General features: G+C 43.9%; 19 protein-coding genes. 5 read left to right on the plus strand and 14 right to left on the minus strand.

Annotated features, from left to right (window positions below; genetic code table 11):
• Nucleotide 1 precedes the first annotated feature (1 nt).
• Entirely contained in the window at nucleotides 2–1,840 is a 1,839-nt protein-coding gene (locus INQ51_RS07465) for a 2-oxoacid:acceptor oxidoreductase subunit alpha (protein ID WP_233377313.1), read from the minus strand.
• A gap of 432 nt (nucleotides 1,841–2,272) precedes the next feature.
• Here INQ51_RS07465 and INQ51_RS07470 point away from each other — a divergent pair, with 432 nt between their 5' ends.
• From INQ51_RS07470 to INQ51_RS07480, 3 genes are all read left to right on the plus strand, one after another.
• Nucleotides 2,273–2,788, plus strand: coding sequence for a gamma carbonic anhydrase family protein (locus tag INQ51_RS07470; RefSeq protein ID WP_233377315.1), 516 nt, complete (start codon nucleotides 2,273–2,275; stop codon nucleotides 2,786–2,788).
• 245 nt (nucleotides 2,789–3,033) lie between these two features.
• A complete protein-coding gene (locus INQ51_RS07475) occupies nucleotides 3,034–3,933 on the plus strand; it encodes an NDP-sugar synthase (protein WP_233377316.1) in 900 nt (299 codons plus the stop codon).
• Between the two features lie 39 nt (nucleotides 3,934–3,972).
• Nucleotides 3,973–5,061 carry a phosphotransferase enzyme family protein gene (locus tag INQ51_RS07480; RefSeq protein WP_233377318.1) on the plus strand — a complete coding sequence of 363 codons (1,089 nt, stop codon included), beginning with the start codon at nucleotides 3,973–3,975 and terminating at the stop codon, nucleotides 5,059–5,061.
• Nucleotides 5,062–5,099: 38 nt separating this feature from the next.
• Here the strand turns inward: INQ51_RS07480 and murI are convergent, their stop codons facing one another.
• The 13 genes from murI to INQ51_RS07545 all read right to left on the minus strand — a co-directional run bounded on the left by murI (nucleotide 5,100) and on the right by INQ51_RS07545 (nucleotide 19,285).
• Nucleotides 5,100–5,930 carry a glutamate racemase gene (gene murI, locus INQ51_RS07485; protein ID WP_233377319.1) on the minus strand — a complete coding sequence of 277 codons (831 nt, stop codon included), beginning with the start codon at nucleotides 5,928–5,930 and terminating at the stop codon, nucleotides 5,100–5,102.
• Between the two features lie 11 nt (nucleotides 5,931–5,941).
• Nucleotides 5,942–7,753: a glycosyltransferase gene (locus INQ51_RS07490; protein ID WP_233377320.1), complete on the minus strand. Its 1,812-nt coding sequence runs from the start codon at nucleotides 7,751–7,753 to the stop codon at nucleotides 5,942–5,944.
• 322 nt (nucleotides 7,754–8,075) lie between these two features.
• The gene (locus INQ51_RS07495; RefSeq protein ID WP_233377321.1) at nucleotides 8,076–8,696 is read right to left on the minus strand and encodes a DUF417 family protein; all 621 of its coding nucleotides are present in this window, start codon (nucleotides 8,694–8,696) and stop codon (nucleotides 8,076–8,078) included.
• Between the two features lie 74 nt (nucleotides 8,697–8,770).
• A complete protein-coding gene (locus tag INQ51_RS07500; RefSeq protein ID WP_233377322.1) occupies nucleotides 8,771–9,586 on the minus strand; it encodes a helix-turn-helix domain-containing protein in 816 nt (271 codons plus the stop codon).
• A 105-nt stretch (nucleotides 9,587–9,691) separates the two neighbouring features.
• A complete protein-coding gene (locus INQ51_RS07505) occupies nucleotides 9,692–10,333 on the minus strand; it encodes a porin family protein (protein ID WP_233377324.1) in 642 nt (213 codons plus the stop codon).
• 22 nt (nucleotides 10,334–10,355) lie between these two features.
• Entirely contained in the window at nucleotides 10,356–11,267 is a 912-nt protein-coding gene (locus INQ51_RS07510; protein ID WP_233377326.1) for a hypothetical protein, read from the minus strand.
• 815 nt (nucleotides 11,268–12,082) lie between these two features.
• The gene (locus INQ51_RS07515) at nucleotides 12,083–12,607 is read right to left on the minus strand and encodes an OmpH family outer membrane protein (RefSeq protein ID WP_233377327.1); all 525 of its coding nucleotides are present in this window, start codon (nucleotides 12,605–12,607) and stop codon (nucleotides 12,083–12,085) included.
• A 43-nt stretch (nucleotides 12,608–12,650) separates the two neighbouring features.
• Nucleotides 12,651–13,163 (minus strand): OmpH family outer membrane protein, encoded by a 513-nt coding sequence (locus INQ51_RS07520; RefSeq protein ID WP_119438216.1) that lies wholly within the window; start codon nucleotides 13,161–13,163, stop codon nucleotides 12,651–12,653.
• A gap of 67 nt (nucleotides 13,164–13,230) precedes the next feature.
• A complete protein-coding gene (gene bamA, locus INQ51_RS07525; protein WP_233377329.1) occupies nucleotides 13,231–15,909 on the minus strand; it encodes an outer membrane protein assembly factor BamA in 2,679 nt (892 codons plus the stop codon).
• Nucleotides 15,910–15,913: 4 nt separating this feature from the next.
• The gene (locus INQ51_RS07530; RefSeq protein ID WP_233377331.1) at nucleotides 15,914–16,660 is read right to left on the minus strand and encodes an isoprenyl transferase; all 747 of its coding nucleotides are present in this window, start codon (nucleotides 16,658–16,660) and stop codon (nucleotides 15,914–15,916) included.
• 2 nt (nucleotides 16,661–16,662) lie between these two features.
• The gene (locus tag INQ51_RS07535; RefSeq protein ID WP_233377333.1) at nucleotides 16,663–17,415 is read right to left on the minus strand and encodes a DUF6089 family protein; all 753 of its coding nucleotides are present in this window, start codon (nucleotides 17,413–17,415) and stop codon (nucleotides 16,663–16,665) included.
• 313 nt (nucleotides 17,416–17,728) lie between these two features.
• Nucleotides 17,729–18,610 (minus strand): NAD kinase, encoded by an 882-nt coding sequence (locus INQ51_RS07540; protein ID WP_233377335.1) that lies wholly within the window; start codon nucleotides 18,608–18,610, stop codon nucleotides 17,729–17,731.
• 12 nt (nucleotides 18,611–18,622) lie between these two features.
• On the minus strand, nucleotides 18,623–19,285 hold the full coding sequence (locus tag INQ51_RS07545) for a CBS domain-containing protein (RefSeq protein ID WP_233377337.1): 663 nt from the start codon (nucleotides 19,283–19,285) through the stop codon (nucleotides 18,623–18,625).
• A gap of 70 nt (nucleotides 19,286–19,355) precedes the next feature.
• Between INQ51_RS07545 and INQ51_RS07550 the strand changes: the two genes are divergently transcribed.
• Entirely contained in the window at nucleotides 19,356–20,069 is a 714-nt protein-coding gene (locus INQ51_RS07550) for a pyridoxine 5'-phosphate synthase (protein WP_233377338.1), read from the plus strand.
• 75 nt (nucleotides 20,070–20,144) lie between these two features.
• A complete protein-coding gene (locus INQ51_RS07555) occupies nucleotides 20,145–20,948 on the plus strand; it encodes an alpha/beta fold hydrolase (protein ID WP_233377340.1) in 804 nt (267 codons plus the stop codon).
• The last annotated feature ends 170 nt before the right edge of the window (nucleotides 20,949–21,118 follow it).

Below are 21,118 nucleotides of genomic sequence, written 5' to 3' on the forward strand. Positions count from 1 at the left end.
ATTAATCCTCCAGCAATTTGTTGACACTTTCTTTCAGTTCACTTACCGTAAATGGCAAGCCCTTCACCTTGTTTGCCTGATAGTAATTAAAACCAGGCATTTTATCGCGCAAATAACCGGCAAACTGTCCCATGTTAAGCTCGCAAACGATAATCTTTTTGAAACGGCTGAAAACTTCCTTTGTATTCTTTGGCAGTGGTTTGATATAGTTGAAATGCGCCATACTTACATCTTTTCCTTCCAGACGTAGCTGGCGAACGGTACTGATCAGGTGACCATAGGTACCACCCCAGCCCACTACCAATACTTCGCCTTCTTCATCACCACAAACTTCCAGATCAGGAACCAGCTCAACTACGCGCTGAACTTTTTCTTCGCGGATCTCGGTGTTCACCTGGTGGTTTTCAGGATCATGACTAACCGTACCTGTAACGTTCTTTTCCAATCCGCCAATGCGATGTTCAAATCCTTTCATACCCGGGAAAGCCCACTCGCGCGCCAGTGTCTTTTCGTCTCTTTTGTATGGCTGAAATACTTCTGCATCTTTAGCCAAACGAGGTGTGATGGATGGCAATTCAGCTACACTCGGAATTTTCCAGGGTTCGCTTCCGTTCCCTAAAAATCCGTCGGTGAGAAGGATGACCGGAACCATACGTTCCAAAGCTATTTTAGAGGCCATGTAGGCATAATAAAAACAATCGGAAGGCGTACTTGCAGCCAATACTACAACGGGGCTTTCGCCATTACGTCCGTAAAGCGCCTGCAAAAGATCCGACTGTTCCGTTTTTGTCGGAAGTCCGGTTGACGGGCCACCGCGCTGAACATTTACAATCACCAGCGGAAGTTCTGCCATAACAGCCAGGCCAATCGCTTCCGATTTCAAAGCCAAACCTGGCCCAGATGTGGTTGTAACGGCCAAATCGCCGGCAAATGCAGCGCCAATTGCCGAAGCAATTCCTGCAATTTCGTCTTCTGCCTGAAAGGTTTTAACGCCTAAATCTTTTCTTTCCGACAAAGCAGAAAGAATATCAGTTGCCGGTGTAATAGGATAAGAACCAAGAAACAGTTCCAGCCCCGCACGTTCGGCTGCAGCCAAAAGCCCCCAGGCAGTTGCCTGGTTTCCGTTCACGTTACGGTAAGTACCGTTTTCGATTTCTGCAGGATGCACCAGATAAGTAGGTGTCATATGCTGCATATTCATTCCGTAGTTGTAACCGTCGTGCAATACCTTGATATTGGATTCTACAACCACCGGTTTTTTCTTGAATTTAGAGCGGATAAATTCATCCACAAATTCCAGCGGGCGGTTAAACATCCAGCAAACCAAGCCCAGTGCAAACATATTTTTACTTCGAAGAATACTCTTATTATCCAAGCCGAATTCCTTTAGCCCTTCCTGAGTCAATGAAGTAATTGGGACCGCAATTTTGGGATAATCTTCCAGTCCCAGTTCCCCAAAAGGATCATCGGTTTTGAAATTGGCCTTTGCCAAGTTCTTCTCGTTAAAGGCGTCAGAGTCATAAATAATAGTTCCTCCCCGCATCATAAAACGGGCATTTGCCTTTACAGCTGCCGGGTTCATGGCAACCAGCACATGCGCATAATCTCCCGGAGTATTTATCTGTTTGTGCCCAAACTGTACCTGGAATCCGGAAACACCACCTACAGTACCTTGGGGTGCACGAATTTCCGACGGATAGTCGGGGAATGTTGAAATATCATTTCCAAGAAGCGCTGTAGCATCTGAAAACAAGGTTCCGGTAAGCTGCATTCCGTCTCCGGAATCTCCAGAAAACCGTATCGCAACTTCTTCCAGCTCAATTACTTTGGTCTCTTTCATTGTTAATAAAATTGCTTTTGATTAAAGGTGTAGGAATGTTGTCCGACTTTACAAAAATACCAGGTATTTTAGCCAGCCAATACATATTTCATTAATTTTTGTTCTTTATCCAGTTCGATTTACCAATTTGTCATATGATTAAAATTACTTCTTGTATTTGTTTTCAAACTCCTTTTATCAAACATTACTTTTAAAATGACACATCAGAAAAAAGGATTATTTCAATCACACACTAAAAAAACCATCTTTCGTTTATTCCATAAAAAAAACGACTCTAAAACTAATAAATCATAATTTCAGAACCGATTTTGCTGATGGTTGATCAATCAAATGACAAACAAATGTAATCATTATTTAACAAGTGAATGATGACATATGCGATAGTTTTAGGGTTTTCGTATTTTTGTATTCTATTTAAATTCAATACAGATAATGGCTTTTATTAAAGAACTAAAAGGAAAGAATCCCAAATTTGGCAAAGACTGTTTTTTAGCAGAAACAGCGGCCATAATTGGCGATGTTGAAATAGGTGACAATTGCAGTATTTGGTACAATGCCGTTTTGCGCGGAGATGTTCATTATATAAAAATTGGCAACAACACCAATATTCAGGATAATGCAACCATCCATGCCACTTACCAGAAGTCACCCACCAATATTGGCAACAATGTGACCATTGCGCACGGAGCAATAATACACGGATGTACATTGCATGATAATGTAATGATCGGAATGAATGCCGTCATTCTTGACAATGCCGTAATTGAAAGCAACTCGATTGTTGCTGCCGGTTCGGTTGTAACCAAGGGAACGATTGTTGAATCGGGCACTGTTTATGCCGGAATTCCTGCAAAAAAGGTAAAAGACATCAGCCCCGAGCTATTACACGGAGAAGTAAACAGAATTGCCAATGCCTACAGTATGTATGCCAGTTGGTACAAAGAATAACTGTACCTAATTTAATAGGTGAAAGTACATTTAAATACACCTACATTTAAAAATAATAACACAACGAGAATAAATCTTTTTAATATTTTTAAAATCTCTACCGAAAATATTTTTTACTTTCGATAACTTTTTATTCTTTCGTAGTTGTGTTATTCTTATCCGATGCATCCCTTTCGTGTTAAACTTTGAAAAGAAGTTGACACCCAATGAGGATTACGATTATGAATCACTTATAACAAACTAAAATGAAACCAACATTATTAATTCTTGCTGCCGGAATGGGCAGCCGTTTCGGAGGTCTTAAACAAGTTGAGCCAGTTGGACCAAACGGCGAGGCTATTATTGATTATACTATTTACGATGCTATTCGCGCCGGTTTTGGCAAAGTCGTTTTTATTATCAGGGAAAGCTTTGCCGAGGCATTCAAAGAAAAATTTGATAAAAAACTGGAAGGCAAAATCGAGGTTGACTATGTGTACCAAGAGTTAGACATGCTTCCGGAAGGCTATACATTGCCCGAAGGCCGCGAAAAACCCTGGGGAACTGCCCATGCTATCCTCGTAGCAAAAGACGCTGTTAAGGAACCTTTTTGCGCTCTGAATGCTGATGACTTCTATGGAAAGAATGCCTACAAAGTAATGGCTGATTTCCTGACTTCTTCAACTGAAGATTCGGAATATTCAATGGTTGGTTACCAGCTTAGAAACACCCTTTCTGACCACGGGTCGGTTTCGCGTGGTCTATGTGAAGTAGATAAAAATAGCAACCTCGTTAAAATTGTAGAAACCACTAAAATCTTCAAAAAAGAAGATGCAGCCTACTCGGTAGAAGAAGATGGTTCGGAAAAACCACTCACTGGCAACGAAAGTGCCTCGATGAATATATGGGGCTTCAAACCCACTGTTTTCGAAACACTCGAAAAACGGTTTGTGGATTTCCTCAAAACAGAAATTTCAAAACCAAAGTCGGAAATGTTTATCCCTTCGGTGGTGTTCGACCTGATTAGCGATGGTGAAGCCAGCATAAAAGTACTGGAAGCTGATTCGCCCTGGTTTGGCGTTACTTACAAGGAAGACAAGCCATTGGTTGTTAACAAAATAAGAAACCTGATCGATGCCGGAGAATATCCTGAAAAGCTCTGGTAATTGACTGACTATAGTACAAATCAATAAAAGAAATCATTAATGAGTATTGAATTAACCGCAATCGCACGGAATTTCAAACTGGAAGGACAGGTTGAAGAAGTGAAGCCACTTGGCGAAGGCTTTATCAACGATACTTTCATAATCAAAACCGTTGGCGATTCACCCAATTACATTCTTCAACGGAAGAATAAAAACATCTTCTCGCCTATTCCGGCGATGATGGATAATATCCAAAAAGTTTGTTTACACATCAAGAAAAAAGTGGAGCAGGCTGGCGGAGATCCCTTACGGGAAGCTATGACCATCATTCCTGCCACCGACGGGAAGCTTTATTTCCTGGACGAAGAAGATGAATACTGGGCGGTTTGCTTGTTTATTAATGATACAATTGCTTACGATGCTGCCGAAACTCCGGAACTGGCTTACGCCGGTGGAAAAGGAATTGGTAAATTCCAGTCGCTGGTTGCCGACCTGAATGAACCTTTGGTAAACATACTGCCAGGGTTTCACGACATTCGTTACCGCTTTAAACAGTGGGATGCGGTGTTGAGCAAAGATCCGGTGGGAAGAAAAGCACAGGTTGCGGAAGAAATTGCGTGGATTGAGGATCGGAAAGAAGAAATGCTGAATTTCTGGAAGATGGTGGAAGAAGGAACCATTCCGACTCGTATCAGCCACAACGACACCAAAATCAACAACATTCTTTTTGATAAAAACGGAGATGTTCTTTGTGTGATCGACCTCGACACCGTTCTGAGCAGTACCGTTTTGAATGATTTTGGCGATGCCATGCGTTTCTACACCAACACAGGTTTGGAAGATGACGAGAACCTCGACAATGTTTCGATGGACCTTGAAATCTACAAGGCTTTTGCCAAAGGCTACCTCGAAGAAGCCGGCTCTTTCTTAACTGAAAAAGAACTGGAATACCTGGCTTTTTCGGCCAAGTATATCACGTACGAACAGGTGCTTCGTTTCCTGATGGATTATATTGACGGCGACAACTACTACAAAACCAAATCGCCCGAGCATAACCTGATCCGGACACGCGCCCAGTACAAACTTCTGCAAAGCATGGAAGAACAGTACGGGCAAATGCAACAGGCAATTACAGAATTTGCGGTTTAAAAGATACAAAGCCATTCGATTTTCGGATGGCTTTTTTCTTAGGGCAAAACGATGGTGGAAGCTTTTACATCCTGTCCCATAAAAAGGGAGGCTTTGCTTTCAAAAGTTCCGGTCGATTCGGTGGTTCGGTAGTCAATACTTCCTCCTTTCGACAAGCGTACTTCCATTTCGGGATGCCGCTCCAGATAATCGGTCAGCTTTTCTGCCACAATGTGTCCCTGCTTCAATATTTCGATTTGTTCCGGAACATATTTTCGAATCAGATTTTCAAGCAAAGGATAGTGTGTACACCCCAAAATCAGTGTGTCAATCGTTTTATCTTTCTGAAGAATATTCAGGATGTTCTTTTTCACAAAAAACTCTGCCCCTTCGGTTTCAATCTCGTTGTTCTCCACAATAGGCACCCACATGGGGCAGGCTTCCTGCACGGTTGACTTCACTCTCCCACCCGACCACTTTTCCAGTTCAATGGGATACGATTCAGAACTTACTGTTCCCACTGTTCCGAGCACGCCAACATGTCCGTTTTGTGTAATCTCCGCCACTTTTTCCACACTGGGGCGTATTACTCCCAGTACCCGGTTGTCGGGTGCCAGCGTGGGTAAATCAAGCATTTGAATGTTGCGAAGTGCTTTGGCCGAAGCGGTGTTACAGGCAATTATAATTAGCGGACACCCTTGCGAAAACAGGTATTTCACACATTGCAACGTGTATTTGTAAACCACATCAAACGAACGGGTACCATAGGGCGTACGGGCATTGTCTCCCAGGTACAAAAAATCATACTCAGGCAGCGTATCCACCAGTTCTTTCAAAACTGTCAGGCCGCCGTATCCTGAATCAAAAACACCAATCGGGGCGTACTTCATATTTTATTCTGTTAGCGCTGTAGGGCAAGTTTATAAGCGTCGTCGTAATATTTCCCCAGATTTGACCAGTCGAAGTGCATCGAAGCTTCCTCGCACCGGTAACGAAGGGCAATTCTTTCGCGCCTTGTCATATTTACAAAATCAAAAAGCATGTTGGCCAATTCCTCGGCTGTACGGTGGAAGTTTCCGTCGGTCCGGTCAATAATGTACATTCCCTGCTCATCATGCTGAGGCAGGTTATTTACAACATAATCACCAAACCCGGCCAGGTTACTGGTTACCGATGGCACCCCACTGGCAAGACATTCCAGCGGCGTATAGCCCCAAGGCTCGTACATACTCGGGAAAATCCCCAGGTGACAACCTCTTACAAACTGTGTATAATCCATTCGGAACAGCGGATTGGTAGTCGCGATAAAATCAGGGTGGTATACAATTTTCACCTTGTCGTGACGATGGTTCACCAGGTTGGAAGTACGCAGGAAATTCAGGATTTCATCCTTTGCGTCATCCACCAGGCTATGTGTTACCACTTTGGGCAAACTGTTGGTTTTCCAGCTTTGCACGTTACGGCGTAGTTTTAACCGCAGGTAATCATCCACCAGTTCACTTAAATCAGGAAACGCATACGAACCACTGGCGGTGGTAACTTTATTGTACAAACGCTTCCCTACCTGCTCTTTTATCTCTTCGGCTACACGGTGCACGTCTTCGATCTGTGCCCTCGACTGCAACACCTCGGGATTGAAAGAATAGAACGGCCGCTTGGTGATAAAGAACGAAACCACGGTCATGTCCGACCCCGCCTGTTGCATTTTCCAGTTAAGACGCGCCAGCGCTTCCAGTGTCAGGTCGTAGCCCTTGTTCTGGTATTCGTAACGCCCCGAAGTAAAAAAGTACAGGGTTTTATCGAGGTCGAACGAATAGCTCTGGAAAAAATGCCCCATTACAAATTCGTGAATCCGGTCTTTTATCTGCACATGCTGGTTCTGCATCTCATGCAAAACCTCAAAACGCTGGATGTTCAGTCCGTTGGGCAATATTTTGTCGGGCGTGCGTCCGAGTAAGTATACACATTCGCGGGCCGTGACTTCACTCACTGTAGTAAAAACATGGGCACCATGTGCCGAAGCCCGTTCGATTTCGGCAATAGGGCGCACATTGAATTTATTGGCTTCCTGCTCCCAGTTGTAAAACGGAAGATGGTCGTAAAACTCATGGTCGTTCATGGCCAGGTAACGGCCCAGCAAAGTGGCATGCGTAGTGAAAACCACTTTAATATTCAGGTTCGACTTTCTTATTCCCGGAATCGGAATCCCGGCCATCCACTCGTGAAAATGAGCAATGGTATTGGTACCGCAGAAACCATTGTTGCACAAATAATGAAAGAATTCTTTCACCTGGAAACCAAAAGCCGCCACTTTATCCAGCAGCTCATCCCCGTCCGGAATCGAAATATGATAGTCCTGAAACAGGTAGTGCTTGATCTCGCCCAATTTGTCATACACCGAATACGGATTAAACAACACCACATTCGGGCGCCCCGAAACAATCCAATTCCCGTAATGTACATCAAAGCCTCTCGACTGCATCTCCAATACGGCTTTCCCGATCGGCGTTGAATAGTCGGTTGCCGGATCGAAATGGGCAGCTGCCTGCTCTTCAAAATAAGGGCCGACCAAAAAATAATTGTCAACCCCCCATTTTTTGATTACCGACGGGACTTTGGAACGTATTACGGTATAAATTCCTCCCACCTGGTTACAAACCTCCCAGGCTATCTCAAATAGCTTCGTATTATTCAGAGCTGCGTTATCTTCCATTTCGTAAAGTTTTAGACATGATTGAAAAGGCCTTGCAAAATGCATTATTACTGCCATTAAATATAATTGATATCCTCTATCCGAACAACACGAAATACCGAAAAACTTTGCTGAAAGCCCCACTGCTGCGATGTTGTGGAATATCAAACAGATAGATGCCCGCAAGCACTTGCTGAATGAAAAAAAGCCACCTGTTGTACAACAAGTGGCCCTTTTACCGGTAGTTTTGGGCGGTTATTTTACACCCGATACTGTAACAGGATCAACTTCCAAGATTGATACCCGACCGTTTAGCGAACACGCATCCGAGGGCTTCGTGCTATCAGAGCACTCCGTTTTTACCCAAAGCTTTTATCCTTTGGGCGCAATCCGAAGCGACGATCAGGCCGGCGGCCAACATAATTACATCTTTTAAAACCAGTCTCCCCGCTCCTGACAGAAAAGGAAAGCCATAATGAGGCGTTGGCATATCGCCCCCCAGGTTTGGCACATATACTTCCGGCGTACTGATAAGAAAGGACAAGGTGACCAAAGACATTCCAAAAGTCAACAATCCTCCCACTAGTCCAATTTTTGGGAGCCAAATACCTAACAGAGTTAAGGTGCCAATGATTACAATGACGGTCCCCAATCCATACGAGAAAATGTATGTTCCATTTGATTTATGCCATTCAATATTTTTGGCAACCATTTTACCTTCAGGATTCCGGTGTAGCCGGTACGCTGCCACCGACTCTCCGTCCTGGTTAATCACTGTTTTCCCTGAATTCTTATAAAAGAAACTCATTAAAGGACTGTTGGCGACAAAGGGCACAATTCCATCCGCTTCATACTGAAACGCTTTTAGCCCACCAATCCAGGCCATCACAATAAAAATGGCGATCCGAACCAGGTGAATAAAGCTGGGTTGCCGGCTTGCCAGGAAGTCAAGTAAATTATTCATAGTAAAATATTTTAAGCGCAAAACTATGAACAGGCACCAACCGAAAGAATGGATAAAGCCGGATGATTAATGGATTATTTTGCCACAATTGAGATTCCAACTTTTTCACGGAAATGCGTGGGAGCCAGCCCAACTTTGTTTTTAAAATACCGGCTAAAATAAAATTCATCTTCAAAATACAATTCCAAAGCGACCTCTTTCACACTTTTATGGGTTAAGTGCAGTAACTTCTTGGCTTCCAATATTACGCGCTCCTGGATAAGTTGGGTGGGTGTTTTTCCAAACTGGGATTTTATTTTTTTGGTAAAAGAAGAAGATGACATGCTTAATTGATCCGCATAAAATGAAGGACTCCGTTCGTTCCGAAAATGGATCTCCAAAACCTCCTGAAACAGGAGGATATTACTTTCAAAAGGCGCTTTTGCAAGTGCATTGTCGTGCTCATCAATTTTTTCGTTACTGCAAATGGCTAAAATAAGTTGCAGGTACGATTTCAAAACAGAATCAGTAAAGCGTTTGTTGGTGGTGGTCTCCTTTTCCATTTTTTCCATCAACAGCCTTACTTCCTGAAATCGGCTTTCATCAAGCGCAATAAAAGGCTCCAGGTAAATATTATTGAATAACAATCCGTTGCAGGCCACTTCTTTTTTGTGGTATTCAATGCAATAAAAATCTCCGTGAAACTGCAGCAGCTTGATTTTTGCGGACCAGTTCTCCAACCATTTTAAGTTCTGATACGGAGAAAGAAACAATACAGTATTCGGCTCTATTTTGTAGTTTACAAAATTGATCGAGAATTGCCCAACATCTTCAACCAATAAAATAGAATACACCGGCACATTGTAGTTGCGGGCAAAAAACAGGGCTTCTTTATATTGTATGGACAGCATTTCTGTTTACAAGTTTTCTTCTTACGCTTTTTGCTGAAACGGGCCGACGTATCTTCCGTCGTCCGCTTAAGATATACAAATCTAAACTTTTCGGCCAGCTTTGGCTCACCGCAGCCTTTTCAGATTCACTTTCAGGTACATTTGAAGGTATTGGTTGTAATCCTTCATTTCTCGTTGACTGTCGCCCTGTGTCTCGCCGGCCCAAAACACTTTGTCAGACGTTTGCGTCAGTCCGTGGCTGTAACGCAGGCCAACCTCGAGCTTGCTACCCAATTTATAGGCACACCCGATCGCCCCCGCCAGTTCCAATTTCCGGCTTAAGTCGGTAATGTCTTCCGTTCCGTACTCCGATTTATTCGCTGCCTTTACCAGGTAATTCAGCTCGGGGCCGATGGAAAAAAACCATTTGTCAGTAGCATGGAAGTCGGCCAAAACAGGTAGTTGAAGGTAGTGTAAGCGTATTTTGTTTTCAAGCTCCTCCCCTTTGTTCATCAGCCAGCCTTTCTGTATGATCCCGGGTTCGGCGGTAATTCCGAACCATCCTTTGCTTTGGAAACAAAGGCTTCCGTTTACACTGTACGACAGCACCGGTGAAAAAACATCCGATTGCTTTACACTTTCAGGAAGCGAGGTAATGTGGGTGTTGGCCACGCCTACACCTGTTTTTACGCCTAATTCGAGGCTTTGTGCTTTCAGATAAACTGCTGCGAATACAATTAATCCAATGGTGGTCATCATTCGTTTCATACGGTTATTTTTTATGTCTTCTTTAAACCCGTTTTTCTATTGAATTCTGGATAATGTACGAAACCCAGTCGCCAGATTTTGAGCCCTGGTCAAAAACAATGTAACCATCCGCTTTATACCTGTAATTTATTTTCCACTTTGAATCTTTCCGGCGTTGGCTTAATAAATACGAAACGGCTTCATTTGTTTGTTCTTTGTCGGTACAATCTGCTTCTTTCATTATTCTCACCAATTCAACAATATTCAGATGATAGGATTCGGGAAATGAAATATCCAGAATCCGTTTGGTTATGGGTTCTCCGGTTTTTAAACGCTTAAACAACTGATGCTTCAAAAGGTAGTCTATGCCCATTTTGATTTTATCGTCCGGTTCATTGGTCTTACAAGCCTTTCGATACTCAAGCAGCGCCATAGCCGATTTTGCCAACCCAATATAACACGGTGTATTTTTGAAGCAGCCGCCATATTTTTTAAATTCCAGTTTTGGAGCTATCACTTCCAATCCTCTCTCCATGGGCTGATAAGTCATAATCCAATCCACCGCTTTCTGAACTTCCGCATCATTACACCTGCCTAAGCGCGACAAGGCAGACACAAGCATTGCATTGTAACAAGGCAAAAACATTTTCTCATTTCCGCTTAAAGAAAACCCGTAAGGTGTTGCCAACTTCCTGTAAATTCTTTCGATTAAATTTTGCGTATACTCTAAATGAATGGAATAAGGGATTTCGCTTAAAGCAACTATTCGCCAAACATAAAACAATGGTTTTTCAATAATATCGCCGGTTAACCTTTTAACAACCGCCGAACGCATCAGTTCCTTTAAAGCTTCCTCTTTCGACAACGCAATTCCATTGTCGTAAAGAATTCTAAGTTTTAGAGAACTATCCGAATTTTCATACCCTTTTAAAAGATTATCAATGCTTTGTTCCATAACATTCAACTATTATCAATTGGGCGTTCAAAATAGGCGCTAATGTATGTGTACTGTATTCATTTCTTTCGCTTTTGAAATGTCTATCTCGCTGTTGAGAGCTTTGCACTTTGCCTAGTATTGTTTTCATGCATTGGGTATTGGTTGATAATCTGTTGAGTACCGGATTAAAAATAAAAATAATTTCTCATCCTTGTTTGCAGGGTATAAAAAGATTTTGCTGATTGTACCCAATTTCAGACAAGGAGAACTACCAAGGCATGTCCGGCGGATTTCTCACCTCGTGGGAATTCACCAAAGGCTGTCCTAGCAAAATTTCGTCCGGAACCGCGAAACATCACCCAACAACTTTCTTCGCCGGACGAGGAGGCATTCATCGCTTCTAACCCGACACTTCGTACCGGGCTGTTAAGCTCCGACACTTTCAGCGTAGGGAAAAGCCCTGAAGGGGCGATAGCGTAATAGCCCCGGGGAATCAGGCCGATCCGTCAACCGACGGACGGAGCGAGCATCCCGGGGTATGCAGACGCACCATGAAGCAAGGCACAAGCACAAGCTCCGATAAAAAAGCTATCATAACCATGCGCCGCAAAAACAGGCGCTCGCAAAGGCAGAATTACCACAGATGCAATCGTTCCACGGCCAATCATTGGATTATAATAACATGGCAACGGCAAAAACTGAATCTGGTACACATGTCTCTCGGCAAACAGGGGTTCGAGAACGATAAGGCTTTTCGAACCTTTGAGGATATTGGTCATAAAAAAAGCCACCCGTCGGCTGACGGATGGCTTTTATATCTTAAAGAAAATTTCTTACTGAATTCCCAATTTTGCTTTTACTAACGGAAGCAGGTCCAGGCTTTGATTTGATTTGTACAGAATGGTACGGTTGGCCACACCTGCGTCAAATACATAGATCAAACCTTTTTCTTTGGCCACTTCTTCGATGGCTTTTTCAGCTTTGTCAAAAACCGGCTGTAACAGTTCGCCTTGTTTTTGTTGAAGTTGCTGCTGCGCAGTTACCTGGTAATTCTGAATACGTTGTTGGATATCCTGAACCTCGGCCACTTTTGCGTTCTTTTTAATTTCAGAAGCATCGGCACCCAGTTGTTCAAATTCAGCATATTTGGTTTGCAACTGATTCTGCATATCTCCCAAAATCTCTTCCAATTCGGCCTGGAATTTATTGAATTCTTCTTCAGCAGCCGTTCTCTCGGGCATTACTTGTATCAGTCCCTGCAGGTCAATGTGTCCGAACTTCAAAGTCTGTGCATTAGCAGCAGTAGCAGCGGTTACCGTAAACAGGAGCACTGCGAGTAATTTCATTAAATCTTTCATAATTAGCGTGGTCTAAATTTTTGCTTGCAAATATAATTTTATTTTACTTATATCCGAGTTTTTGTAAAACCTGATCACTTAGATCGTACCTCGGATTGGTGAAGAACAAAGTAGTGCCTCCGGCTTTGTCGAAGATAACGGCATAACTGCCCTCGGTAGCGATCTCCTGAACGGCATTAAAAATATCATCCTGAATCGGTTTTACCAGTCCCTGGCGTTTGCTGAACAAATCGCCGCTGGGGCCAAAATACTTCCGCTGCAATTGTTTGTAATCCTTTTCTTTCGAGATGATCACGTCTTCGCGTTTCCGTTTCATATCTTCTGAAAGCAACACACTTTCGGCCTGAAAATCCTGGTACATCTGCTCAACTTCGGCATGCATCGCTTCCAGTTCTTTCTGGTATTGCGACGACAGCTGATTTAACTGTTCCTGGGCAGCTGTGTAGGCAGGAATGTTCTCCATTATGTATTCTGAATCGATGAAACCATATTTCTGTGCCTGCGATGCAAACACGAACGAAATAAGTATGGCTGTTGTCAAAATTAATTTCTTCATGGTAAATCAATTTAAATTATTCTGGTGTCGACCTATCATATTTTATGCCAAATCGTAAAACGTTTTTCTAGAACTGCTGTCCGATAACAAAGTGGAACTGGCTACCTGCAGCGTCTGAATAGCCCGGTATATCGTCAAATCCGTATCCCCAGTCGATCCCCATCAAACCAAACATCGGGAGGAAAATACGCACTCCCACCCCTGCGGAGCGATGCAAATTGAACGGCGAATAATTCTGGAACGACATACTGGTGTTACCTCCTTCAATAAAGGCCAGTGCGTAAATCGTTGCACTCGGTTTCAGGGTAATCGGGTAACGAAGTTCCATGGTAAATTTCGAGTACATTTTCGATCCGCTGGAAGGACTTAAGCTGTAATCTTTGTAACCTCTTAAAGCCACATAGTCGGTTCCGTACATGTTATAGCCCGACATACCCGAACCACCCACGATAAATCCTTCAAACGGCGATTGTCTTCCTTTATCAAAATATCCGAGGAAGCCCATTTCAAAGGCTGTACGCAGTACCAGGTTGGTATTTTTTGTCAGCGGGTTGTATATCTGTCCTTTCAACAACCACTTGTGGTATTCGATCCATTTGTAACGTTCTTTGTTCGACAGGTTCTCGTCCGAGTAATTCTTATTGGTAAACCACGAGTACGGAGGAGTCATTTTCAGGGTTAACGAAATGTTTGAACCACCGCGCGAATACAAAGGATTATCGATCGAGCTACGTCCAAAAACGGTTTTAAAACCCAGGTTGTTAAACGTTCCGTTTACCTGTCCGTTATCATCGGCCAGGAACGCGAAATAACTTCCCATGTTTCTCAAGTTATAGTGTTCGAGCGAAGCTTCGTGGTAGACAGTAAAGTAGTCATCGGGCCACGACAAACGGTAACCGTATCCCAGCGCCAGCGCTGTTGTTTCCCAAATCTGGGCGTCATCGGCGTTGTCGCTTTCCGATCCGTAATTGTAATTATAGCTGGGATAATAACTTCCGTAACCATAGCCGTAAGGGTTGTAGCCACCATAGCCACTATAACCGCCATAGCCACCGTAACCACCGTAGCCGCCATAACCGTAGGGATTGTACGACTGGTAATATTTATTGGCGCTGTAGTTGATTCTTGAATGCGAAAGCGAAAGTGACAGAGAGTTGGGTTTTTTACCACCCAGCCAGGGCTCAATAAACGATAAACTTATCGTGCGGTAGTATTTACCACTGGTTTGATAACGCAAACTAAGTGTTTGTCCGTCACCGGTCGGGAGCGGACGCCAGGCTTCCTTATTAAAGATGTTACGCACCGAAAAGTTGGCAAACTTCAGACCTACCGATCCAACAAACATACCGGCTCCCCAACCACCTGAAAGCTCGATCTGGTCGTTGGCTTTTTCCTGCAGCTGGTATTCAATGTCAACCGTTCCGTCTTCGGGGTGAGGTTGCACATCGGGGTTAATCGCTTCGGGATCGAAGTGCCCCAGCTGCGCCAATTCACGATACGAACGCATCAACAATGTTTTGCTGAAAAGGTCGCCCGGGTAAGTACGAACTTCTCTTCGGGCCACGTGTTCGTGTGTTTTGGTATTCCCCACAATGCGTACTTCGTTGATGGTAGCCTGCTTGCCTTCCATAATACGCATCTCGTAGTCGATGGTATCCTGGTTAACATTCACCTCTACCGGTTCCAGGTTAAAAAACAGGTATCCCTGGTCGAGGTACAGGTTGTTCAAACCTTCGTCGTTGTCAAACAAGCGTTTATCCAGAATCTTCTGGTTGAATACGTCTCCTTTTTTGATCCCCAAACGCAAGCCCAGGTAATCGGACGGGTAAACCGTGTTACCCACCCATTTTATGTCGCCAAAGTAATACTTGTTTCCTTCTTCCACCGTCATGTCGATATTGACACGGGTTTTGTTCTTTTTCCCCACTTGTACCTGGTAAACAGAGTCGTTGGTCACCACCGCATCGCGGTAGCCTTTTTCGTTGTATTTGTCAACCATGTTTACCTTGTCCTTTTCGTACTCTTCTTCGAGGTATTTTTTGGTTTTGAAGAAATTACGCAACGACTTCTCATTGGTTTTCTTCATCGCCTTTTCCAAAGTATTGTCCGACAAGGCTTCGTTTCCTTCAATTTCGATGTTGTTAACTTTTACCTTTTCCTTTTTGTCCACATAAATATCGAGGATAACGCTGTTGTTCTGTGTGCTATCATCGCGCTGAACAATGTTTACATCGGTATTAAGGAAGCCTTTTCCGGTAAATATTCCTTTTATAGTACGTTGTGCACTGTTTACCTGGTGGTCGGTAATCTGGCTTCCGCGCAACAAAAGAACCTTTTCGGTAATGTCATCTTTTTCTGATTTGGAAACGCCGTAGAAATTTACATCCGACAGACGGGGCCTCTCCTGTAAATAGATATCGAGCCAAATGTCGCCTTCTACAATTTTAGTGGCGGTTATTTTCACATCCGAAAACAAACCCTGTTGCCATAATTTTTTGATTGCTTCGGTAATTTTATCTCCCGGCACCTCGACATAATCGCCCACGGTAAGCCCGGATAACTGAATCAACACGGTTTTATCCAGGTAACGAATCCCGGAGACCTGAATGTCTGCAATCGTGTACTTCCTGGCACTGGAATAATAAACCGAAAAGTTGGTACTATCGGCTTCCTGCGCCTTTGCATGCGGTAAAAAAGTTACAAATAGGAATAAAAGCCCTATTATCGACTTTTGTAGTTTAATCATAAAATTAGCTCATTAACTGTTCACTTGTTTTTCCAAATCTTCTCTCTCTGTTCTGGTAATCTACGATCGCTTCAAAAAGGTCATTTTTCCTGAAATCAGGCCATAACTTTGAAGTAAAATACAATTCAGAATAAGCAATCTGCCACAGTAAAAAATTACTGATCCGGTACTCACCACTGGTTCTGATGAGCAATTCCGGATCCGGCACGCCGGATGTGGACAAATAACTTCTGAACAGTTTATTATTTATCTCTTCTGGTTTCAGTTTATGTTCAGCAACGTCTTTTGCAATTTTTGTAACGGAATTCAGAATATCCCACTGTCCGCTGTAACTCAGGGCTAGAATCAGGTTCAGCCCGGTATTTTTGCTCAGCCGGAGGATACACTGTTCCAGTTGTTTACGTACCGGATCGGGCATGGCTTCAATATTGCCGATGGTATCCAAACGTACGTTGTTTTTCATCAGGGAATCGGTTTCCATCTCAATGGCATGTACCAACAAGCCCATCAAGGCATCAACCTCGGCTTTGGGCCGGTTCCAGTTTTCGGTAGAAAAGGCATAAAGCGTAAGATGCTTCACCCCTATTTCCCCGGCTCCTTCCACAACCGCACGAACAGCTTCCACGCCATGCTCATGCCCTGTCATACGAGCCTTGCCATGCCGTTCCGCCCATCTGCCATTCCCATCCATAATGATCGCAACGTGCTGTGGTATGTTGTTGATATCTATCTTATTTCTGAACGATTCCATTCTTATTGTTTGCTTTCGTAGGCCGGGCAAGCTTTCTTGCCAATGTATATCTTATAAGTAAGGTGAACGCCCAAATAACCTACCCAGTCGTTGTTATGACTGTTCTGGTTATAAGAAACCTCCTCTGTTCCGATTTTATATGCCAGCGGATCATCCAGGTCGTCCAGTCGGTCGCTCATGTATTTCCGCATCTGGTATTCAACTCCCAATCCCAAACGTTCGCCAATGGTGTATTTAAAACCAATACCAAACGGAATGGTGGGCACCACTTCCGACTCTTCGCCGCGGGCCACAAAATTTCCGTTACCGTCAATCTCAATCTCGGGATGATCGGGATTAAACACAAAAACGTCCTCGGGACGAAATGTGTAGGAAAAATACGATACCCCAACGCCTATCGTAACATAAGGACTAAAGCGGAGTTTCTTCTTCCCCAGAATGTACTTCAGGTAATTAATTTCGGCCTGCAATGTCAGGTCCTGGGCGCTTTTGTCAAATCCCCAGGGTGCTTCCTCCACTGTGCCTTCGCGCGACATGCTTCCGGTCAGGAACATGGCTCTTAAAGCCACCCGCGCATTAAAATTATACCTGAAATAAGCCCCGAAAGTAGGGTTGAATGTTTCAAATGCGGCGTTGTTATCCATGTCGCCCCAAACGGTTGACGTTCCGCCCCAAATCCCGATGTCGGCTGTTCTTTGTGCATGTCCTGATACCGTCATCAAAACAATTGCAAACACCAATGCTAGTCTTTTCATATTGGCATTCCATTTCGTTTTTTTAACTCTGATTTCAGGCATGTTATTTTTATCCTTGTTGCCGAATTGTTTTAAGAAAGGTTTGGCTTTGTTTCAGATTCGTTAGGATCAAAAAACGGGGTTAAATTACAACTTTTTACTCCCGGCCAGCAGCTTTCATAAACAACTGAATTTCAACATTTTTAATCGAAAAAATCGATCTTTCCTTCGTTTTTCAAAAGCTACAAAAGTAATATAATTCTAAAAATAACATAACCTGTCGCTCTTATAAAACACAAACAAAGATTAAAAATTGTTAAGCATTGGATGAATTTCAATTTCGGCGGTCAACGCCCCACATCAGCTTATTCCGTAAGGTGCTGAAAAAGGGCTGCTCAGGAAGCTGCAGGGTTTTTAATTTGAAGGATGCCTTGCGTATTTTGATAAGGGTCGAAAACTCGACTGCCTCCGAACGCGAATCAAGCGAAATAAGGTAATTGGAGCCGCGGCCTTCCACTTTAAGTACAATTTCGCAATTGTCGGGCACCACAATGGGCCGGATGGTGAGGTTATGCGGCGCCAGCGGGGTGATTATAAAGTTTTCGGAATCGGGTGTTAAAATAGGGCCTCCAACACTCAGCGAATAAGCCGTCGACCCGGTTGGGGTAGCTACAATCAAACCGTCGGCCCAGTAGTTATTCAGAAACTCCCCGTCAATAAAAGCCATCACGTTTAACATCGACGAGTTATCAGTCTTTAACACCGTAGTTTCGTTCAGCGCATAATTAAAATCCAGGTTTTCGCGGTCCGAAAACTCAATTTCGAGCATCGAACGTTCCACCACTTTATAGTTGTGATTAAAGATATGAATCAGCGCATCCCGCATATGTTCTTCTGAAATATCGGCCAGAAACCCAAGCCGCCCGGCGTTTACTCCAATAACCGGCACCTTGAAGTTGCGTATATGCAGCACCGACTGAAGAAAGGTACCATCGCCTCCCACACTAAAAATAAATGCATTTCCGCTGTCAAAGTCAGCATGCGAATGAAAGAAAGAGGAATAATAAACATCTGTGTTTATCTCCTTTATCAGGTGATCGTAAAAGGGTTTGTACAACTGCACCTGTATTTTGTGTGCTTTCAGAAAACCAAAAAACTCCTGTAAAACGGGTGTAAAATGTTCCGAAACATGGGTTCCAAAAACCGCTACCTTCATCTAAAAGTTGCTTTAAATATTCATAAATTTCATGAACTGGTCGTAACGATCCTTGTACAAATCGTTCAACATCGAACGGTCCTGGTAAGTGGCCTTAACATTATAATCGTAACGCATCAGCGCCTGTACCACCGCCGAAAGTTCTTCTGTATTTAGTTTAATAATCACATCGAGCATGTTGGTTCCGGGTTTGCGGTCCACAAAGAAACTGAGAATTTTCACATCGTTGCTTTCGATGATCTGGGTGATTTGTGCCACCGAATAATCATTTACATTCATCTCGAGTACCAGTACGCCCCCCATCTCCTGCAGCGAAAACAAACTGGCAAATCTCCGGGCCAGGTCATACAGTGTTATGGAACCCATGTAATAATGGTCTTTATCCAGTACCGGCAAAACACTGATTTTGAGTTTGTACATCAGCACCGCCAGCTCAAAAATGTGTTGATCGACGTGAGCATGCGTTGTGTTCAGTTTGTCCAGTTCCCGGCTAATCGGTTCGTCCATCAGGTTCAGGTCGTAGATCAGCTTATCCGAAACCAGGCCCAGGTACTTCGATTCGTCCACAACCGGAATATGCGACACACGGTTTACATCCATGTAATTCAAGGCTTTTTTCCCGGAATCGCTGCTGCGCATCGGAATAATTGCATCTGATATGAGTCGATCTGCCAACAAAACTTTACGGTTTATCGTTACTGGTTATACCCGAAAATTGTAACTTGCGTTCCAAAAATTTTAAGGAATGACCAGACTAAGTGTAAATATAAATAAAATTGCCACACTGAGAAACTCACGTGGCGGCAGTATGCCAAGTGTAAAAGATGCAGCCATCCGCTGCCAGCAATTTGGGGCACAAGGAATTACCATTCACCCAAGACCGGATGAACGACACATTACCCGCAAGGATGTTTACGAGATTAAACCCTTGATTACAACCGAATTTAACATTGAAGGCTACCCCAGTGAAGATTTTTTGAAAATGGTGATCGAAGTTCAGGCCGACCAGGTAACGCTGGTTCCCGATTCGAACGACCAGCTGACCAGCGACCACGGATGGGACACCTGGAAACACATGGGCTTTTTAAAGGAAGTGATCGCGCGTCTTCAGTCGCACGGAATCAGAACATCCATTTTTGTTGATCCCGATGAAAAAGCCGTGGAAGGTGCCGCTGAAATCCGTACCGACCGCATTGAGCTGTATACCGAACCGTATGCCACACTCTACCCGATCGACAAAAACCAGGCAATTGAGCCGTTTGTGCGGGCAGCCAAGGTAGCCGAAAACCTGGGGATCGACGTAAATGCCGGGCACGACCTCAGCCTCGAAAACCTGCAGTTTATGTACCACAAAGTACCTAACCTGAAGGAAGTTTCGATCGGACACGCCCTGATCGCTGATGCACTGTACCTGGGACTCGAAACCACCATTCAGAAATACCTCGATTGTCTAAAGTAGAGATACTGGATATTCGATACTCGATATTTGATGCTGGATACTCGCGGCTCGTGGCTCACAGCTAAAAACTATTTTATGGAATTGTTTTACAGAAAAGATGGAAGCGGATCGCCGTTAGTGGTGGTCCACGGATTATACGGATCGTCGGACAACTGGATGAACATTGGAAAACGCCTGGCCGAAAAGCACACGGTTTACATGCTCGATCAGCGAAACCACGGGCGCTCTCCCTTTGCCGCTTCGCATACTTACAACGACATGCGCGCCGACCTGCTGGAGTTTTTTGACCTGCACAACATCGAAAAGGCAACATTGCTCGGGCACAGCATGGGCGGAAAAACAGCCATGTGGTTTGCGGCCGACTATCCCGAGCGCGTCGAAAAGCTGGTGATTGCCGACATTGCTCCCAAAGATTACCTCTTGCTGAAAGAAGACAGCCAGTTCTACCTGCACCGGAATATTCTGCTGGCCATGCAGGAAATCGATTTCTCGCAGGTTAAATCCAGAACCGATGTGGATGATTTTTTAGCCGAGAAACTGGACGATGCACGCATCCGGCAGTTTTTGCTGAAAAATGTGGAGAAAAACAAAGCCACCAAACAATATCAGTGGCGGGTAAACGTGGAAGTATTGTACGATCATCTGGATGAAATCGTCAGCGGGGTTAATCTAAGCTGGCTTGACGACCGCACCCCGATTACGGCCTACCCGGTTATTTTTATCCGTGGTATGTTGTCGCGGTACATTTTGCCCGAGGACGAAGCCCTGATCAAAGAAATTTACCCCGAAGCCAAAATCGTGGACATTCCCGGAGCGGGCCACTGGCTTCATGCCGAACAACCCAAAAAATTTATGGAAGCAGTGATGCTTTGCTGCTGAGTAAACAGAACGCTGAAAACGCGCATAACCGATTTCCGCGGCTAAATACAGCGAATAAAATCGAAATCCGCATTTTCAGTGTTCAAATGTATTTGTGGCAGTTTTTTATGAAAGTTTCTCAAAAATCAACGACAAAATACTCGCAAAACATTCTAAATCTCCCGAAGCAG

Origin of the sequence: Maribellus sp. CM-23 (assembly GCF_021354595.1) — a bacterium.
Classification (GTDB): Bacteria; Bacteroidota; Bacteroidia; order Bacteroidales; family Prolixibacteraceae; genus Draconibacterium.

Coding starts and splice junctions, on each gene's coding strand:
- INQ51_RS07530 (WP_233377331.1), bottom strand. CDS start 16,660: ATGGAATCGTTCAGAAATAAGATAGATATCAACAACATACCACAGCAC.
- INQ51_RS07475 (WP_233377316.1), top strand. CDS start 3,034: ATGAAACCAACATTATTAATTCTTGCTGCCGGAATGGGCAGCCGTTTC.
- INQ51_RS07480 (WP_233377318.1), top strand. CDS start 3,973: ATGAGTATTGAATTAACCGCAATCGCACGGAATTTCAAACTGGAAGGA.
- INQ51_RS07465 (WP_233377313.1), bottom strand. CDS start 1,840: ATGAAAGAGACCAAAGTAATTGAGCTGGAAGAAGTTGCGATACGGTTT.
- INQ51_RS07540 (WP_233377335.1), bottom strand. CDS start 18,610: ATGAAGGTAGCGGTTTTTGGAACCCATGTTTCGGAACATTTTACACCC.
- INQ51_RS07490 (WP_233377320.1), bottom strand. CDS start 7,753: ATGGAAGATAACGCAGCTCTGAATAATACGAAGCTATTTGAGATAGCC.
- INQ51_RS07515 (WP_233377327.1), bottom strand. CDS start 12,607: ATGAAAGATTTAATGAAATTACTCGCAGTGCTCCTGTTTACGGTAACC.
- INQ51_RS07550 (WP_233377338.1), top strand. CDS start 19,356: ATGACCAGACTAAGTGTAAATATAAATAAAATTGCCACACTGAGAAAC.
- bamA (WP_233377329.1), bottom strand. CDS start 15,909: ATGATTAAACTACAAAAGTCGATAATAGGGCTTTTATTCCTATTTGTA.
- INQ51_RS07510 (WP_233377326.1), bottom strand. CDS start 11,267: ATGGAACAAAGCATTGATAATCTTTTAAAAGGGTATGAAAATTCGGAT.
- INQ51_RS07520 (WP_119438216.1), bottom strand. CDS start 13,163: ATGAAGAAATTAATTTTGACAACAGCCATACTTATTTCGTTCGTGTTT.
- INQ51_RS07500 (WP_233377322.1), bottom strand. CDS start 9,586: ATGCTGTCCATACAATATAAAGAAGCCCTGTTTTTTGCCCGCAACTAC.
- INQ51_RS07495 (WP_233377321.1), bottom strand. CDS start 8,696: ATGAATAATTTACTTGACTTCCTGGCAAGCCGGCAACCCAGCTTTATT.
- murI (WP_233377319.1), bottom strand. CDS start 5,930: ATGAAGTACGCCCCGATTGGTGTTTTTGATTCAGGATACGGCGGCCTG.
- INQ51_RS07535 (WP_233377333.1), bottom strand. CDS start 17,415: ATGAAAAGACTAGCATTGGTGTTTGCAATTGTTTTGATGACGGTATCA.
- INQ51_RS07470 (WP_233377315.1), top strand. CDS start 2,273: ATGGCTTTTATTAAAGAACTAAAAGGAAAGAATCCCAAATTTGGCAAA.
- INQ51_RS07555 (WP_233377340.1), top strand. CDS start 20,145: ATGGAATTGTTTTACAGAAAAGATGGAAGCGGATCGCCGTTAGTGGTG.
- INQ51_RS07505 (WP_233377324.1), bottom strand. CDS start 10,333: ATGAAACGAATGATGACCACCATTGGATTAATTGTATTCGCAGCAGTT.